13 protein-coding genes are annotated in these 18,078 nt (G+C 38.8%); 8 read left to right on the top strand and 5 right to left on the bottom strand.

The window, feature by feature from the left end; translation table 11 throughout:
* Window positions 1-77 precede the first annotated feature (77 nt).
* The 4 genes from ACFO5T_RS03495 to ACFO5T_RS03510 all read right to left on the bottom strand — a co-directional run bounded on the left by ACFO5T_RS03495 (window position 78) and on the right by ACFO5T_RS03510 (window position 7,950).
* A complete protein-coding gene (locus ACFO5T_RS03495) occupies window positions 78-1,976 on the bottom strand; it encodes an OmpA family protein (protein WP_380032077.1) in 1,899 nt (632 codons plus the stop codon).
* Between the two features lie 21 nt (window positions 1,977-1,997).
* On the bottom strand, window positions 1,998-2,912 hold the full coding sequence (locus ACFO5T_RS03500) for a PorP/SprF family type IX secretion system membrane protein (RefSeq protein WP_380032079.1): 915 nt from the start codon (window positions 2,910-2,912) through the stop codon (window positions 1,998-2,000).
* A gap of 51 nt (window positions 2,913-2,963) precedes the next feature.
* Entirely contained in the window at window positions 2,964-6,734 is a 3,771-nt protein-coding gene (locus tag ACFO5T_RS03505) for a choice-of-anchor L domain-containing protein (protein ID WP_380032082.1), read from the bottom strand.
* A 229-nt stretch (window positions 6,735-6,963) separates the two neighbouring features.
* Window positions 6,964-7,950, bottom strand: coding sequence for an endonuclease/exonuclease/phosphatase family protein (locus ACFO5T_RS03510; RefSeq protein WP_380032084.1), 987 nt, complete (start codon window positions 7,948-7,950; stop codon window positions 6,964-6,966).
* Window positions 7,951-8,019: 69 nt separating this feature from the next.
* On the opposite strand from ACFO5T_RS03510, the gene hflX reads away from it, so the two are divergent.
* From hflX to ACFO5T_RS03545, 7 genes are all read left to right on the top strand, one after another.
* Window positions 8,020-9,246 (top strand): GTPase HflX, encoded by a 1,227-nt coding sequence (gene hflX / locus ACFO5T_RS03515; protein ID WP_380032087.1) that lies wholly within the window; start codon window positions 8,020-8,022, stop codon window positions 9,244-9,246.
* A gap of 50 nt (window positions 9,247-9,296) precedes the next feature.
* Entirely contained in the window at window positions 9,297-9,905 is a 609-nt protein-coding gene (gene udk, locus ACFO5T_RS03520) for a uridine kinase (protein WP_035325822.1), read from the top strand.
* Between the two features lie 63 nt (window positions 9,906-9,968).
* The gene (locus tag ACFO5T_RS03525; protein ID WP_316930951.1) at window positions 9,969-10,259 is read left to right on the top strand and encodes an FtsB family cell division protein; all 291 of its coding nucleotides are present in this window, start codon (window positions 9,969-9,971) and stop codon (window positions 10,257-10,259) included.
* Window positions 10,249-11,604 carry a methylmalonyl-CoA mutase subunit beta gene (locus ACFO5T_RS03530; protein ID WP_380032090.1) on the top strand — a complete coding sequence of 452 codons (1,356 nt, stop codon included), beginning with the start codon at window positions 10,249-10,251 and terminating at the stop codon, window positions 11,602-11,604. The genes ACFO5T_RS03525 and ACFO5T_RS03530 overlap by 11 nt, the downstream gene beginning before the upstream one ends.
* A 2-nt stretch (window positions 11,605-11,606) precedes the next feature.
* Window positions 11,607-12,200, top strand: a complete 594-nt coding sequence (locus ACFO5T_RS03535) for a hypothetical protein (protein ID WP_380032093.1) — start codon at window positions 11,607-11,609, stop codon at window positions 12,198-12,200.
* Window positions 12,193-14,316 (top strand): methylmalonyl-CoA mutase, encoded by a 2,124-nt coding sequence (scpA, locus tag ACFO5T_RS03540; protein WP_380032096.1) that lies wholly within the window; start codon window positions 12,193-12,195, stop codon window positions 14,314-14,316. The genes ACFO5T_RS03535 and scpA overlap by 8 nt, the downstream gene beginning before the upstream one ends.
* Entirely contained in the window at window positions 14,317-14,601 is a 285-nt protein-coding gene (locus tag ACFO5T_RS03545) for a YciI family protein (protein ID WP_380032099.1), read from the top strand.
* A gap of 16 nt (window positions 14,602-14,617) precedes the next feature.
* Here the strand turns inward: ACFO5T_RS03545 and ACFO5T_RS03550 are convergent, their stop codons facing one another.
* Window positions 14,618-15,157, bottom strand: a complete 540-nt coding sequence (locus ACFO5T_RS03550; protein WP_380032102.1) for an alpha-ketoglutarate decarboxylase — start codon at window positions 15,155-15,157, stop codon at window positions 14,618-14,620.
* Between the two features lie 111 nt (window positions 15,158-15,268).
* On the opposite strand from ACFO5T_RS03550, the gene ACFO5T_RS03555 reads away from it, so the two are divergent.
* Window positions 15,269-18,016 (top strand): 2-oxoglutarate dehydrogenase E1 component, encoded by a 2,748-nt coding sequence (locus ACFO5T_RS03555; protein WP_380032105.1) that lies wholly within the window; start codon window positions 15,269-15,271, stop codon window positions 18,014-18,016.
* Window positions 18,017-18,078: the final 62 nt, after the last annotated feature.

Consider the following 18,078-nt stretch of genomic DNA (forward strand, 5'->3'; position numbering starts at 1 on the left):
ATATTACGGTAAAAAAAAACCGCAACACTTACGCATTGCGGCTTCTTGGATGGTTGGTTAGTTAATAATTATCCAGTTTATCTAGTGACTATCTTAAAGACAGAGCGTCTGTTAAGTTGATGTTCATCTTCTGTACAGTTTGAACCGCAAGTTATAGCAGGCTCAGACTCTCCTTTTCCTATGCTTGAGATGCGGCTAGCATTTATACCTTTGCTTACTACATAATCTCGCATAGAGTCTGCACGACGTTGCGATAAGTTCTTGTTATAAGATTCAGACCCACGTATATCTGTGTGTGACTCTGCACTTATTACCATTGTAGGATATTGCATCATAACGTTCACAAGTCTATCTAGCTCTGCTGCCGCAGATGGGCGTATGTTAGACTTGTCAAAATCAAAATAAATAGGATTTAAAACAACTTCTGTTTCTGTAACAACTACTTGATCTATTATAGGTTCTAGCGTTATAGTCTGGTTAACACCAGATTTACCTACTGTAATGTTTTGAGTTGCTTCTTTATAGCCATCTGCACTAGCAGTTATTGTGTATGTGCGATTACATTTAGACTGGTAGAGGTATCTACCCGTTGTTGTAGCAGTGTCAGACTCACTTGTGTTGTCTGTAGTGTTATTTACAATCACAAGAGCTTTATTTATACCCTCTCCAGCTGGATTTACTACCGTGAGAGCAACATCTACATCACAAGGAGGCAGTTGTCCTAATATATAAATGTCATCTCCTCCTTTACCACCGGCACGGTTTGAAGAGATAAAACCTGTATCTGTATCTTGGTTTATATATATTGAAAAGTCGTCTGCAGGGCTATTTATCCCTGGACCTGCATTTTGAGGAATAGCATACGTGTTTGCCCCCTTACTCTCTGACATAAATACGTCAAGGCCTCCCATACCCATATGACCATCACTTGAGAAATATAAAGTGCCATCTTGAGCTATAAAAGGGAATACTTCTGTACCCTCTGTATTGATTTGATTTTTAAGTGCCGTAGGTGTGCCAAATGTTCCATCCTTATTTACAGCAACCATATATAAATCTGACCCTCCTTTTCCGCCAGGTCTATCACTAGAAAAATAGAGCGTGTTACCGTCAGGACTAATTGCGGGATGACCGGTTGAGAACTCATCACTATTAAATGGAGCAGATTGTACATTTACCCATTCTCCTCCTACCTTTTCTGCAGTATAAAGATTAATTTGGTTTACGCCAGCCTCGTCCTTATCTAGATCTCCTTTATAATAGTCATTGCGGTCAAAATACATACGTTTTCCATCTGGAGAGATTGCTACTTTGCCCTCGTGATACTTTGTATTTACGTCACCTGTAAGTAAAGAGGCTGTTCCTAATTTTGATCCGTCTAGTGTCGCTGTATATATATCTAAAAAGGGTTCGTCATTTAGATTATGTTTTTTGCGATTTGTATTTCTAGCACTAGCAAAGTAAAGGGTGTTGTTACTTACTGCACTCCCATAGTCTGCATAACTTGTATTTAAAGCTCCGGCATTTTTTACGGTATAAGCCGGCTCTTGACCTAAAAGCTGGCTTAGATAATTAGAATTCTTTAAAAAACTAGCAGATCTAGAATCATTGGGTTTTGCCTGAGTAAATTTTTGCATCCAAGTTTTATAGTCTGCCGCGTTACCCTCTGCCTTAAGAGCTTGTGCGTACTTATACATAAGATCTGGTGTGAGCTTTGCGCTTTTTCCTTTAGTAGCTCTTTTGTAAAAAGAAACTGCTTTTTTTGTATTGCCTAGTATTGCATAGCTTTCGGCGAGTTGTGCATATACATACTTGTCTGCTTTTCCCTTTTCTATAAGTTTGGTGTATTCAGTTATAGCTTCGGTATAAGCAAGTCTCTCAAACAGACCATCTGCTTTTTTTGTGTCTTTGTCTTGTGCTACGGCTCCTGTTGCTGTAAAAATTAGGAGCAATATATATAAGTAAAACTTCTTCATATTAGTGTGCTATGGTTAGGTTTAGAAGTATCTAGGTGAGCGTAATGCTTTTTTATTACGCAGAATGTTGTAGGTTATAATAATCTCGTGTGAGGATGGGGCTATGTTATTTATCTCAGAAGTTACTGCATCATAAGCATACCCTATTCTAAACTCTGGTGTTGCTTGAAAACCTACTATCCCGCTAAAAGAATCATCATATCTATAAGAAACGCCTAATTCAAATTTTTCTAGAAAGAGGGCATTAACATTTGCATCAAAAGAAACTGGTGCATCAAACGCAGATTTTATCATTACTGAAGGCTTAAGTTTTACATTATCTGAAACTTGAAAAACATAACCCGAAGTTATAAAGTAGTGATTAGTCTCAGAGCCTATTTTTAGTTCATTAGTATCTAGATGAACAGAGTTAAGTAAATTAGGTACAGAGAGTCCTACATAAAACTTATCGCTGTATAAGAAAGCACCGGTCCCTACGTTGGGATACGTTTGATTAATGTTTTGTGAGAAAAATGCATCGCCGGGATCTTGAAGTTCGAGGTCTACAAGGCCTACCTCGTGAAAAGTTGCCCCAGCTTTAACACCTAAAGCAAGCTTAAAGTCGTCACTTACATCTATGGTGTATGAAAAGTCTGCATAAGCGTTAGTCTCTCTTACTGGGCCTAGCTCATCTCTTATAAGTGATACTCCTAGCCCCACTTTTTCTGAAACAGGTGAGTGTGCAGTAAATGTAAAGGTCTCTGGAGACCCGTCTAAACTTGACCATTGGTTTCTATATAATAGGTTTATTGCAAGACCCTCTTTAAGGCCAGCATACGCTGGATTTACCACATTCATATTATACATATACTGTGTATACTGTGGGTCTTGTTGAGCAACAGACTCGTCTACGTAAAATAGACTTAAAATTAGCGTTAGTAATAGTAGTTTCTTCATTGTTGTCTCGTTGTTAATTCAACTATATCGTAGGTACAATTAGATTTTTGATTATTCTTGATTTAAGTAAATCCACCCTGTAGCTTGAGTTCCATATGTTGGGTCTTCTCGTTCAAGAGAGATTACATAAAAATAAGTCCCTGTAGGCAAGTCATCACCTGCATCAGTTTGTCCTCTCCACTCATTTGTATATGAGTCTTGTTCAAATACTAAAGTACCTAGACGGTTATATATTTGTAGATTGGTTATTCCAGATCTGTCAGATAGGAAGCGTAAGTCAAGTGTATCATTGAAGCCAGGTGATCCAGATGGAGAAAGACCTTCGGAAATAACACAATTTCCTACCTCATATAGAGTCACATCTACCTGTGCAGTGCCAGAGCAAACCCCTCTAGTTATTTCTACAGTAAAGGTTTGAGTACCTACAGTAGTAGATGGTAATATAACGTCATAGGTAGCACTTGTAGCGCCATCTATTACTGTTCCATTTACAAACCACTGGAAACTAACTCCAGCTGCGTCTGTTGTGGCAGTCAGAGTTTGTAATTCATTAGGACAAGTTTGGAAGTTATCTATAAGCTGTACACCAAGAATGCTGCCTGTAATAAGTATGCTGTCTGTAGCAACGCAACCATTATCTGAAACGACAACTTCATAATTGCCAAGCTCTACAACCTCTATTGATGAGGAAGTATCTGGTAATTCTATACCGTCTTGAAACCATCGATAAGTTACTTGTGATGGATCTATATTAGAAGGGCTTGCATCTAAGAAAATAGCATCTTCGAAACAAGTGTCAAAATCGTTTCCTAATTCTATAACAGGTGTTGATCCAAACTCAATATTTACAATTTGACTCTCAGAACAACCATCTACAGTAACAATAACTTCATAAACACCAGTTTCTGTAACAGTAATGGAAGGTGTTGTTTCTCCAGTGCTCCACTCATAAGAAGGGTTTGCTGTATTGCTTCCAGAAAGCGTTGCAGTGAGCTCTATAGAACTTACGTCACAAACAGACTGATCACCTCCTAGGTCTATATCAAAATCTGGACATACAATACTACAGTTGGTATTTCCATCACCACCAGTTTGACCTACACTTATAAATCCGCTTGATCCATTAAAATTCGTAATGAGAAGTATGTAAACCTCACCAACTTGAGCGTCAGGAATTGTAAATGTCTCAACAGCGGCTGCAGAGAAGCTACAATCTACACTTGTACTTGGATTTAAGTTCTGACAGGCGTTATCTGGACTGTCAAATGGTCCCCAAGCTATAAAATCTACATCTAGTTCAGTGCCTGTAGGGTTGCCATCTGCGTCAAAAGCTGTGTTTTGAACAATTTCTAAGTCTATGTCACCTTCTTGACCTATTTCAAGGTAAAACCAGTTAGGGTTAGGTTGAGAAAATAAACACTCATAATCAATCCCATCTTGAGCAGATGAGCCGTCAGAAGTATTTTCAAAAATGAGGCCCTCTTGACTACATAGTGGTTCAATATCATCACAAGTTGCAGGTGGAGTACATTCTATAGATAATTCAAAACCACCAGTAGCTCCATTTTCTCCATACACATAGATTAAATATTCTGTACCTACAGTTGTAATAAACTCTACTTTAGATTGCTCTGTGCCACCAAAATCGTCATTACCCTCTACACATATGAGCTCTTCACAAGAGCCAGAATAAATCTGTAAGCCAGTGTCAAATGTTGAGTCAAGTAAACTAAATTCAGTGCTATCACCAGTGCCAGTAAATGAAAACCAGACTCCTGGTGAGTCTCCTGCACCTATATTTCCACAATCTTCTAATGGAACATCTGTTGCTGGCGCTCCAACTATAGTCCCAGTAGCGGTATCACCACAAAGTAGTTCTTCGGCATCAAGGCAACCTTGAGGAGCTTCAATACAGGTGACAGTAAGCTCATAATCTCCTACGCTTGATCCAAATCCAAAAACATAGATTGTATATTCTACACCTTCTACAGAAAGAAAGTCTACTTCAGATTGTAGCCCGCAAGAATCATCGTTTCCATCTACACAAGTTAAAGCATCACAGGTACCTGTGAATACTTGAAGTTTTGTATCATATGTAGAGTTACACATTGCTAGTTGTATAAGCTCTCCTGTTCCAGTAAATGTATAGTAGTTTCCTGGAGCTCCAGGACCTGTTCCACAAGTTCCAGGCTCACCAGTTGAGGTAGATCCTACAGTTGTTCCTGTTACAGTGTCTCCACATACTAGTGGTAGGGCATCAGGACATAAATCATTTATATTACAACTAGAGCCATCCTCGTTAGCTTGATTAATTGTTAATGTATCGGTCCCAACACACCCTTCAAAGGTTACAAAAACTTCATACACTCCTGTAGCTGTAGCTTCTAAAGTAGCAGAGGTCTCTCCCGCTATAAGAGTTCCATTTAAAAACCATTCATAAGTAGAGGTAGATGGATCTACATTAGTTGGAGATCCATCTAGAGTGACAGCATCTTCAAGACAACTATTGATGTCTTCCCCAAGGTCTACAATAGGCGCTACGTTAAAAGTAGCAATAGCATCATCTGTATAGGTACATCCAGCATCAAAAATAGCTTGTACTGTATATGTTCCTGATGCTGTTGCGCTTATAGATGGTCCTGTTTCCCCTGTTATAACAGTTCCATCTAGACTCCAAACAAATGTTGTTGTACTTGCGGGTAGGCCTGTGTCTAAAGTTTCGGTTTCTCCCATACAAGAAACTACATCATCAATATTTACTGCAGGTTCAGAAATAAACTCGACTGTTATATCGTCTCGTACTTCACAATCTGGCAAATCTGTAAGAGTTACTACTACGCTATATTCACCAGGCTCAGTAACAACTAGTGTTGATGATGTTTCTCCAGTTATAACTACGTCGTTAAGCAACCAGGTGTAAGTTTCTGCATCTGGATCTGTAGCATCTAGAGTAACAGGGTCTCCTTCACAAGATGCAAGGCCATTTTCAACGAGTAAATCTTCACCTAGATCTGTATTTGTAACGTTAAAACTACCAGCCTCAATAAATACTGCAATATCAAAAAGACTATCTGTTTGGTCTGCTACCACAAGTTTAATCGTGTATGAATTTCCAGGTACTACTGTGGTAGATGCGGTAAGCTCGACAGTTTGACCATTAAAGTTTGTTGCAGCTGTGTTTTCATCATTAAAAGGGAGGAAGTTGTACTGACCAAAAAACTCTTCATTTACTGCAGCACAATTATTAGGTACTTCAGGTCTTATGTTTGTCACTTCTATTGGAGTGTTTGTGCCAGGTAGTACAGCAAGGTTTACAGAGGTTCCTGTGTCATTATCTGTAAGTATAAAAGCAAAGGCATCTGTAAATGTGCACTCAAAATTTTGATTGTACTCCTCTGATGCCATTAAGAAATCAAAGCTCAATTGCTCAGTAAAAGGAGTAAAATCAAACTGTATAAATGAAGCGTTATTTGTTGCCGTTGCACCAGTAAAGTTTTCTAAGTCTGTATCTCCTGGCCACGCTGCCCCACCGTTGCTTTGCGTAGTAAGGTTAGGGCCCGGTGCCGTAGATACGCTACCAGAACTTAGTACTACTCCCGCTTGAAAGGGGAAGTTACTGCCATTTGCATTAAAAGCACCCACGCCATTTACAGATGCAAAATCTGTACCTGTACTTTGTACAAAGTTCTCAGTTCCTGCACAAGAGGCGTTTATGAGAATGTCTTCTACGAGTTGTTGTGTTGTTAGTGATTCGTCTACAGTAATTTGTGAAAATAATGCCGAAGGGATAAGCCAAAGTAGGGAAAGTAAAAGTCTCTTCATTTGATTGGGTTTGTCGTGAGTTATAGCCTTATAGTTGAATAAAGAAATATCCTTAAAACATATAGAACTGCACAATTATGATACAAATTATGTAATGAATATACTATAATGCTAAATTATATACACTGCTAAGGTGTAACAAATAAAGCAATCTTCAAACAATTAACAAAAATATTGGATATAATACTTTATAAATCCGACAACTGACTTCTTTCCTACTTGGTAAATTCTAGTTTTTAACAGTTGCCGTTAAAATTGTATAGACAGGGAAGTGGTCACTATAGCCACCCAGGTAGTTTTTGCCAGCATATGTTCTAAAGGGATTACCTTTAAACTTCCCATCGTACTCTGTGAGATAAAAATCATTATAAATATCAGACTTCTCATAAAGAAGGTCATTGTTATAAATGCGCACAAAGTTGTTTGAAAAGATAATTTGATCAAAAATGAACCACTCATAATTATAATTAAGACTACCCTCATATCTCGTCCCGAGATAAAGCATCGGGTTGTAAAAGTCAGTTTTAACCAGGTGTTTTTTTATGCTCTCACTGTGTGGTCCATCATTAAAGTCACCCATTATAATTACCCTTGCTTCTGGATTTTGTGCGACAAGATTGTCTATAAGTTCTCGATTTTTTTGAGCGGCTTTTATTCGTTTGTGAGAAGTTTCATTTGCTCCTCTACGTCGAGATGGCCAGTGGTTTACAAGTATATGTACCTCTGTACCTAGTAAGTTACCCTGCACATATAAAATATCTCTGGTATAATCACGATCTCCCTCTTCTGTCTCTAAATATAATGTGACGGCCTCACTCTTATGTACCGTAAAATCTTTCTTCTTGTATAAAAGTGCTACATCTATACCACGCTCATCTGGAGAGTCATAGTGCACAATGCTATACCCTTCGTCATCAAGCTTACTAGTTTTTATTAGTGCTTCTAGTACAGCCTTGTTTTCTACCTCTGCTACGCCTAGTAAACTTGGTGATGCCGCAGTCTCTTTTTTTCCTATTTTAGAAATAACCTTAGCCAGTTTTTTAACTTTTTTGTCAAACTTATAAGAGTTCCACTCCTTAAAACCACCTGGTGTAAAGTCGTCATCTAGTGTTGCGGGGTCATTTTTTGTGTCAAAAAGGTTTTCAAGATTATAAAAACCTATAGCACATTTTATTTTTTTGGTTTGCGCTTTCGCGAAAGCGGATGTATCCTCCATTTTAAACTGTATCTATGAGACCCACAATTTAGTCAAAAAGACTGCAATCCATTTGCTACCTTTGTATTTATGCTGGAAGTTGAAAAAATAGAATATGAAAAGTGCATTCTTGTAGGACTTGTAACCCAAAAACAAACGCACGAAAAAATGACAGAATACCTTGATGAGCTCGAGTTTTTGGCCTACACGGCAGGAGCAGAGGTTCTCAAGCGTTTTAGTCAAAAATTAGAACGTCCTAACCCTAAAACTTTTATAGGTACAGGTAAGATGGAAGATGTAGCTGCTTATGTAGAGCAGCACGATGTAGGTACAGTCATTTTTGACGACGAGCTTACACCGGGACAGCAGCGTAACATTGAGGCACTACTTAAGTGTAAGATTGTAGATCGTACATATCTTATACTAGATATTTTTGCACAACGAGCACAAACTAGTTATGCACGTACGCAGGTAGAGCTTGCGCAGTATGAGTATCTCTTACCTCGTCTAGTAGGTTTATGGACACACCTTGAGCGCCAGCGTGGAGGTATAGGTATGCGTGGCCCTGGAGAGACAGAAATTGAGACAGATAGACGTATCGTACGTGACCGCATCACCCTGCTCAAAAAGAAGATGAAAACCATAGACAAGCAAATGTCTACACAACGTGGTAACCGTGGTGCACTGGTGAGAGTAGCCCTTGTAGGATATACAAATGTGGGTAAAAGTACCCTTATGAATGTGATAAGCAAGAGTAAGGTGTTTGCCGAAAATAAACTCTTTGCAACCCTTGATACTACTGTGCGTAAGGTGGTAATAGGTAATTTACCATTCTTACTTTCAGACACCGTTGGGTTTATAAGAAAGTTACCTACACAGCTAGTAGACTCTTTTAAGAGTACGCTAGATGAGGTGCGCGAGGCAGACTTACTATTACACGTGGTAGATATCTCACACCCACAGTTTGAAGATCATATTAATGCCGTAAATAAGATTCTAGATGAGATAAAAAGTATGGATAAACCCACGCTTATGGTCTTTAATAAAATTGATGCATATAAGGCAGAGGCTTATGATGATGATGACCTTATGGTAGAGCGCACGGGGGCTCACTACTCACTAGAGGAGTGGAAGGAGACCTGGATGTCACGCACTAATGGTGATGCGATATTCATTTCGGCGCTTAATAAAAACAACTTTGATTCCTTTAGAAAGAAGGTATACGAGCGCGTGAGAGAGATACACGTAACACGTTTTCCATATAATGAGTTTTTATACCCAGAGTATATAGATCAATACGGACAAGAAGAGGAATAAAAAGAATAACGCTTTCGCGAAAGCGTACTTAAAACAACACAATTACAATTATGCTCATAATAGGTATAGGTGGAGGTACCGGTAGTGGAAAAACTACCGTAGTAGATCAGATAGTTTCAGACCTTCCAGAAGGACAGGTAACGGTTATCTCCCAAGACTCATATTATAAAGATCTTTCTAGCCTCTCTATGGAGGAAAGAAAGAAAGTAAACTTTGATCACCCTAATGCGATAGATTTTCCATTGCTGTGTCAACATCTCAAAGAGCTTAAAGAAGGAAGGAATATATTACAACCAGTATATTCATTTGTTGCACATAACCGTACAGAAGAGACGGTGCTTACCACACCTACTAATGTGATGGTGGTAGAGGGTATCCTTATACTTACAGATCCTGCTATTAGAAATCTTTTTGATATCAAAGTTTTTGTACACGCAGATAGTGATGAGCGATTAATACGTCGTCTCAAGAGGGATATTGCAGAGCGCGGTAGAGATCTAGATGAAGTGCTTAATAGGTATCAAACCACGCTTAAGCCTATGCACCAGCAATTTATTGAGCCCACAAAAGAATTTGCAGATATTATTATACCAAACAATAGGTATAATACTGTTGCTGTAGATATTGTACGAAGTATTATAAACGAACGTTTAAATTAAGGTTTTACTATATTTACTACAATGGGTGTCAAAGAGCTGAGGCAAAAAAAATGGTTTAGAGTATTGAGTAATAAATATTTACTCATTACCATCATTTTCTTAATCTGGATGCTGTTTTTTGACGGGAGTTCATACCTATTACACAGGGAACTTAACCAAGAGCGAGATAAGTTAAAGGGTAACCGCGATTATTTTAAAAACGAAATTTCAAAGGATAATGCTCAAATACTACAGCTTAAAGATAGCGCAGGTTTAGAGCGGTTTGCTCGTGAAGAATACCTTATGAAAAAGGATAACGAGGAGATTTACATTATTGAATATCAAGATAGTTTAAAACAGGAAAATGAAGACTAGTTTATTTTCAGAATTTGATCCAGTATCTGCAAAAGCATACAAACAGAAAATACAGTTTGATCTTAAGGGTGCAGATTATAATGAGACGCTTGTCTGGCAGAGCTTAGAGGGTATACACGTACGCCCTTTTTACCATAAAGATGAGATAAAAAAATCACCAGCAATACCATTACCTAAGCAGTGGTTTGTAGGAGAGAAAATTTTTATAAATCAAGCAGTACAGTCTGCAGAGACGGCAAATAATGCTATAGCAAATGGTGTAGAGGCTGTTTATTTTCAAGCCAATAAACCTTTTGATATAGCTGCGTTATTTACAACGCTTAGTGATACTTCGGTGCCTCTGTATTTTGATCTATCATTTTTAGACGCAGAATTTTATAAGGAGCTATATCGATATAGTGATAAGTATGAGCTCGTAGTAAAGCTAGATATTATTAACCATCTTGCTTTAGATGGTAACTGGTTTACAAACCTCAATAAGGATCATCAAGATTTTAAAGAAGTTATACAAGAAGCAGCGTCATCCTTTACAATAGACACTACACTTTATCAGAATGCTGGAGCAACTATGGTACAGCAACTGGCATACGGTATGGCACAACTAGCTGAGTATTTAAACTTTTGCGAGCAAGAAAATCTTAAACTAGAAGAAGTAGTTGTAGAGGTAAGTGTGGGTGCAAATTACTTTTTTGAAATTGCAAAGCTTAGAGCATTAAGAGAATTAGCACAAACTGTTTTAAGTGCTTTTTCTTATCAAGACACAGCTATTAAAATCGTAGCACACCCAAGCCGTAGAAATAAAACTATTTACGACTATAATACTAATATGTTGCGTACCACTACAGAGTGTATGAGCGCAGTTTTAGGAGGAGCAGACTGGGTGGTAAATATGCCTTACGATGCATTATATCATAAAACAAATGATTTTGGACAGCGCATATCTCGTAATCAATTAATAGTGCTTAAAGAAGAAAGCTATTTTGATGCTGTACAAAATCCTTCAGATGGATCTTACTATGTTGAGGAACTCACCCATCAGCTAGCGGAAAAAGCACTTACGCTGTTTAAGGATATAGAGCGCAATGGGGGTCTATTAAAACAACTCAAAGATGGAACCGTACAACGCAAGATTAAAGAAAGCGCTACTAGAGAGCAGCAGCTTTTTGATGAGGGAGTCATTACTTTATTAGGAACTAACAAGCATCCTAATCAAGATGATAAGATGAAGGACAATCTTGAGTTATATCCTTTTGTAAAAATAAATCCACGCAAAACAATAATCGAACCTATAATAATGAGACGTCTCGCAGAAACTGTCGAAAAAGAGCGTCTTAAAACTGAGTAGATATGATAAAAATTAATCAACTAGTAGTAGTGGTTCTCCTTTTGTCTGTAAGCCTAATATCTTGTGATGACAAGAAAGAACTTACACTACAATATTCAGAAAAAGAAAGTATAACTACCTGTGGTGATGAAGATAGCGCGTTACTTAATGAGGCGCTATATCAATTTGAACAAGATATTACAGAGGCATATGATCCAGAGGCAAAACGTCTTGTAAGTGCTTACGGTCGCTACTTATATGTAGGTTTTACGGGTACAGCAGAGTTTGATAGAGTTGCAACAAGTCACTCCATTGCTATTTATAAAGAATTACGGGCTCGCAATATTTTGCTTGAAGATGGAGGCACTAGTAATCTTAACTATAAGCATCCTGCAGTGCAGTGTGTTATAAATAATATGGAAGATAAAGATTTGTCTACCACTATAAATGCCCTTGTAGAGACTAATACTATGAACCCAAAGTTGTTCAATTCACGTATGCGTAACTTTGGAAGACAAGCAAAAGATCAAAGAGTCACTGCGCTCTATGTGGCACTAGATGCATTTTATCAACATCTTGCGCCAGTAGCGCAAGTAGCGCAAGAAAGTAATGAGTAGAAGAGACGTACAACATATCACCCTTGGGGCTCAAGTAAAAAGTAGTTCTCAACAAGATGTGGTTTTAAAAACCACTGCCGAAAAGATAGATGTAAAATCTACCTATACTCCTGAAGATGTCCAAGATCTAGAGCACTTAGATTTTGTGGCCGGTATGGCGCCTAACTTACGCGGGCCTTACAGTACAATGTATGTAAGAAGACCTTGGACGATACGCCAGTATGCGGGTTTTTCTACTGCAGAGGATAGTAACGCATTTTATCGTAGAAACCTTGCCGCAGGCCAAAAGGGACTCTCGGTAGCTTTTGATCTCGCAACACACCGTGGTTATGATAGTGATCACGAGCGCGTAGTAGGAGATGTAGGTAAGGCAGGTGTGGCGATAGACTCGGTAGAGGATATGAAAATCCTTTTTGACCAGATACCGCTAGATAAGATGTCTGTCTCTATGACTATGAATGGAGCAGTGCTTCCTATTATGGCATTTTATATAGTCGCAGCTCAAGAGCAAGGAGTAGATACGGCGCTACTTTCGGGTACAATCCAAAATGATATTCTTAAGGAATTTATGGTGCGTAACACGTACATATATCCTCCTACACCATCTATGAGAATCATCTCAGATATCTTTGAATATACAGCAAAGAAGATGCCTAAATTTAATAGTATCTCAATCTCTGGATATCATATGCAAGAAGCCGGAGCAACTTGTGATATAGAACTCGCATACACCCTAGCAGATGGACTGGAGTATATAAAAACTGGGCTTGCTGCCGGGATGGATATAGACAGCTTTGCGCCAAGGCTTTCATTTTTCTGGGCAATAGGGATGAACCACTTTATGGAAATCGCAAAGATGCGTGCCGCCAGAATGTTATGGGCAAAAATTGTAAAACAATTTAACCCTAAAAACCCAAAGTCTCTTGCCTTGAGAACGCACTGCCAGACTAGTGGCTGGAGTCTTACAGAGCAAGATCCATTTAATAACGTTGCGCGCACAACTATTGAGGCTGCTGCAGCGGCTTTTGGAGGGACGCAGAGTTTACACACTAACGCACTAGATGAGGCCATTGCCTTGCCTACAGATTTTTCTGCTCGTATCGCTCGTAACACACAAATTTTCTTACAAGAAGAAACACATATTACAAAAACCGTAGACCCGTGGGCGGGTAGTTATTATGTAGAGTCTCTCACAAATGATATTGCTCATAAAGCCTGGGAGCTTATTCAAGAGGTAGAGGAGCTAGGAGGTATGACTAAAGCTATAGAAGCTGGTATTCCCAAACTACGTATTGAAGAGGCAGCTGCTAGAAAGCAAGCCCGCATAGATAGTGGTCAAGATATTATAGTGGGAGTTAATAAATACAGACCTACAGAAGATGAGCACCTAGATATACTTGATGTAGATAATACAAAGGTGCGTGATGGCCAGCTTAAGCGTCTGGATCAAATCAAAAATGACAGAGACTCAGCTAAAGTTTCTCAAGCTTTAGAGGCGCTTACAAACGCAGCTAGAGAGGGCAATGGTAATTTATTATCACTTGCGGTTACAGCAGCTAGAGAAAGAGCAACCCTAGGAGAAATTTCAGATGCACTAGAGGAGGTTTATGGGCGTCACAAAGCGCAGATACAATCCTTTAGTGGTGTATATAGCAAAGAGATGAAAGAAGATTCCGCTTTCGCGAAAGCGCAACAACTCGCAAACCAGTTTGCAACGCAAGACGGGCGTCGTCCTAGAATTATGATTGCCAAAATGGGGCAAGACGGTCACGACCGTGGAGCAAAAGTAGTAGCAACTGGCTACGCAGATATAGGGTTTGATGTAGATATAGGGCCGCTATTTCAAACACCTAAAGAGGCAGCAAAACAAGCAGTAGAAAATGATGTGCACATACTAGGAGTCTCATCACTTGCGGCTGGTCACAAAACATTAGTGCCTCAAGTAATTGAAGAGCTAAAGGCGCTAGGAAGACCAGATATTATGGTGATTGTAGGTGGAGTGATTCCGCAGCAAGATTATGAATTTTTATTTGAGGCTGGTGCTGCAGCAGTTTTTGGGCCTGGAACAAAAATAAGTGAGGCGGCGATAGGTCTTCTAGAGATTATGATGGACTAGATGAAATATTACATCCTTACATATACTTTTATAGAAAACTATTTAGAGAAAAGAACACCTTATCGCAAAGATCATTTTGAGGTTGCAAAAGCAGCTGTAGCTGCGGGCAGTCTTCTACTAGGTGGAGCTACAGAAGGTCCTGGTGAAACAGGTGTGCTAATCTTTCAAGTAAAAGACAAATCACAAGTTGAGACATTTGCGGCACAAGATCCTTATGTAAAAAATGGTATTGTTATTTCTTACGATATCAAGGAGTGGAATGTTGTGCTTGGCTCAAAGTTATAATAGTAGTAAACGTGTATTAAAAATAGACACGTACAAAAGGCTGCCACGCATCTGCATAAACAGAATCATTATCGTCAAAGAGTACATTGTAACGTATCCCGATTGCGCCTAGGCTATTTCCTCCTACGTTGAGACGGTATCCTGCGCCCAGAAAGAGTGCAGTATTCCAAGAGTTTGGAATGTCTGGTAGTCCAGAAACCGATTGAAAAACGCGAAGTTGCTCAAACTCTCCAGAGAGCTGTAAGAAATCAAGCGGATTTGAAATGACAATAGCACTTGCCCCTACAAGAGTTGTTTTAAAATCTCCAAATTTTTGATAAGTGTAATTAAGTCCTGGTCCAAATGCGACATATTGATTGGGTTGATACAATGCGCTTGGTGCAACCGTGATGTTAGTATTGTTTCGACCAAAATTTAAGCCTAATCCACCGCCAAAACGCACCTTGCTCCAAAACTCACTTTTAGGTTTTGTAGTATTCTCTTGCGCTTGAATTGTTGTTGTCATTGTAAAAAAGAGGCCTGTGAGTAGTATAATCCCTAAAAAATTACATTTCATAGCTGTAGTGTCTTAATTCTCTGTTATAAATATAGGTATTATATGTCCAAAAATGTTAATTATCGTATTTTTGCTTTTCTAAAGTCGCAAGACGCAGAACTTAAATATCAAATGGATAGATTTTCATTTCTGAATGCCGCACATACCGCTTACTTTGCTGAGCTTTACGATCAATATTTACTTAACCCAGATAGTGTAGAAGCTAGCTGGCGCGCTTTTTTTCAAGGTTTTGACTTTGGGCTAGAAAGTGCAGAAGAGGTTACTGGTGATGTAGGAGGAGAGACTGTGGTTATTCCTGAAGGAATTCAAAAAGAATTTCAAATAGTAAAATTAATAGACGGATACCGTAACAGAGGTCACCTCTTTACAAAGACTAACCCTGTACGTGCACGCCGTAAATATGCACCTACACTAGAGATAGAAAACTTTGGACTCTCTAAGTCTGATCTTAGTACAGAGTTTGAAGCTGGTTCAATTTTAGGTATTGGGAAGAAGACGTTACAAGAGATTGTAAACCACCTTGAGGCTATATACTGTGACCACATAGGCATTGAGTATATGTACATTCGTAATCCAGAAGAGATTACTTGGATACAGAACTGGCTCAATAAAAATGATAACCATCCTTCTTTCTCAAAAGAGGAAAAAAGGCATATTCTCAAAAAATTAAATCAAACAGCTTCTTTTGAAGGTTTCTTGCACTCTAAGTATGTAGGGCAAAAACGTTTTTCTGTAGAAGGACTTGACGCTATGATTCCGGGTCTTGATACGCTTATCGAGAGAGGGTCTGATAAAGGTGTTGAGCAATTTGTAGTAGGGATGGCACACCGTGGTCGTCTTAATGTACTGGCAAATATCTTCGGAAAATCACCAGAGGCAATCTTTTCTGAGTTTGACGGAAAAGAGTATGATGAGGATGAACTTTTTGATGGAGATGTAAAATACCATATGGGGTGGACTAGCTTTCGCGAAAGCGATAAAGGACATAAAATACGTATGGACCTAGCACCTAATCCATCGCACCTTGAGACTGTAGGAGCAGTGATAGAGGGGATGTCTCGTGCAAAAATAGATAATCAATTAGGAGGAGATGAGAAGAAAATCCTTCCTATTGCTATACACGGTGATGCTGCCGTAGCTGGTCAAGGTATTGTATATGAAATTGTGCAAATGGCACAGTTAGAAGGATATCGCACGGGTGGTACGATACATATCGTAGCAAATAACCAAGTAGGTTTTACAACAAACTATCTCGATGCGAGATCATCTACCTATAGTACAGATGTAGGTAAGGTTACCTTGTCTCCAGTACTACACGTAAACGCAGATGATGTAGAGTCTGTGTGTCACGCATTTGCTTTTGCGCTTGATTTTAGAATGCAATTTGGCCGTGATGTATTTATAGACATACTAGGTTATAGAAAGTATGGGCATAATGAAGGTGATGAGCCTAGATTTACACAGCCTTTATTATATAAGGCAATCTCAAAACACTCAAATCCTCGTGATATCTATGCAGAAAGACTTCTTAAAGAAGGGGTTATAGAAAAGGGATATGTAAAGCAGCTCGAAAAAGAATATAAAGATGATCTTGAAGAAGATCTTGAAGAATCTCGTAAGAGAGATAAAACAGTAATTACTGAGATTCTTGCAGATGACTGGGAAGGGTATGAGATAGGAAGTAGAGAAGATATTCTTACTCCTGTAGATACTACCTATGATATAAGTAAGCTAGATGTTATAGCAGACGGTATTACTAAGTTACCAGAAGATAAAAAATTCATACGCAAGATACAGCGTATTGTTGCAGATAGAAATAAGCAGTATACAGAAAAGAATCAATTAGACTGGGGAATGGGTGAGCTTCTAGCTTACGGTTCTCTTATGGAAGAAGGATTTAATGTACGTATATCTGGACAAGATGTAGAGAGAGGAACATTCTCTCACCGTCACGCCATTATCAAAACAGAAGATGATGTAGAAGAGATTAATCTACACAACCGTCTAGATGTAGCTGGTAAGATGGATATTTATAACTCACTACTTTCTGAGTATGGAGTGGTAGGTTTTGACTACGGGTATGCGATGGCTGCTCCTAAAACACTTACTATCTGGGAGGCTCAATTTGGAGATTTTTCAAATGGTGCACAGATAATGCTAGATCAATACATAAGCGCTGCAGAGTCTAAGTGGAAAACACAAAATGGACTCGTAATGTTATTACCTCACGGGTATGAAGGTCAAGGTTCTGAGCACTCTAGTGCACGTATGGAACGTTACCTACAGCTTTGTGCAACAGATAACCTTATAATGGCAGATGTAACGACGCCAGCTAACTTCTTTCACCTACTACGTCGCCAGATGAAGTGGAATTTTAGAAAACCGCTTGTAGTTTTTACACCTAAATCATTATTAAGACACCCTCTTGTAGTGAGTACTAAAGAGGAGCTCACCACAGGTTCTTTTCAAGAAGTTCTTGATGATACTGAGGTAGATAAGAAGAAAGTTACATCACTTGTATTCTGTACAGGTAAGTTTTATTATGACCTCTTAGAGCGTCGTAAGGAAAATGGCCGTGATGATGTAGCCCTTGTGCGTATAGAGCAACTATTCCCGCTGCCACAAAAGCAGTTAGAAGATATTATTGCAAGTTATCCTAATGTAACAGATTATGTCTGGGCACAAGAAGAGCCTAGAAATATGGGAGCTTGGGGTTATATGCTTATGAATTTTGATCAAGTAAAACTTAGAGTAGCATCGCGACGTGTGTATGCATCTCCAGCTGCGGGAAGTAGTACAAGATCAAAAGCAAGACACAAAAAAGTAATAGATAGCGTTTTTGAAGCGCCTGTAAAATAGTAACAATTAATAGCCGCCAGCGTCCTTAGTCTAATTAAGTTGAGTAACACTGGCGTAACCAG

This window comes from Dokdonia genika (assembly GCF_042652845.1).
Classification (GTDB): domain Bacteria; phylum Bacteroidota; class Bacteroidia; order Flavobacteriales; family Flavobacteriaceae; genus Dokdonia; species Dokdonia donghaensis.

Excerpts from the sequence above, each read along its gene's own strand:
- ACFO5T_RS03555 (WP_380032105.1), top strand. The coding sequence starts at position 15,269 with ATGGATAGATTTTCATTTCTGAATGCCGCACATACCGCTTACTTTGCT.
- ACFO5T_RS03505 (WP_380032082.1), bottom strand. The coding sequence starts at position 6,734 with ATGAAGAGACTTTTACTTTCCCTACTTTGGCTTATCCCTTCGGCATTA.
- udk (WP_035325822.1), top strand. The coding sequence starts at position 9,297 with ATGCTCATAATAGGTATAGGTGGAGGTACCGGTAGTGGAAAAACTACC.
- ACFO5T_RS03500 (WP_380032079.1), bottom strand. The coding sequence starts at position 2,912 with ATGAAGAAACTACTATTACTAACGCTAATTTTAAGTCTATTTTACGTA.
- ACFO5T_RS03530 (WP_380032090.1), top strand. The coding sequence starts at position 10,249 with ATGAAGACTAGTTTATTTTCAGAATTTGATCCAGTATCTGCAAAAGCA.
- ACFO5T_RS03535 (WP_380032093.1), top strand. The coding sequence starts at position 11,607 with ATGATAAAAATTAATCAACTAGTAGTAGTGGTTCTCCTTTTGTCTGTA.
- hflX (WP_380032087.1), top strand. The coding sequence starts at position 8,020 with ATGCTGGAAGTTGAAAAAATAGAATATGAAAAGTGCATTCTTGTAGGA.
- ACFO5T_RS03550 (WP_380032102.1), bottom strand. The coding sequence starts at position 15,157 with ATGAAATGTAATTTTTTAGGGATTATACTACTCACAGGCCTCTTTTTT.
- ACFO5T_RS03495 (WP_380032077.1), bottom strand. The coding sequence starts at position 1,976 with ATGAAGAAGTTTTACTTATATATATTGCTCCTAATTTTTACAGCAACA.
- scpA (WP_380032096.1), top strand. The coding sequence starts at position 12,193 with ATGAGTAGAAGAGACGTACAACATATCACCCTTGGGGCTCAAGTAAAA.
- ACFO5T_RS03545 (WP_380032099.1), top strand. The coding sequence starts at position 14,317 with ATGAAATATTACATCCTTACATATACTTTTATAGAAAACTATTTAGAG.
- ACFO5T_RS03510 (WP_380032084.1), bottom strand. The coding sequence starts at position 7,950 with ATGGAGGATACATCCGCTTTCGCGAAAGCGCAAACCAAAAAAATAAAA.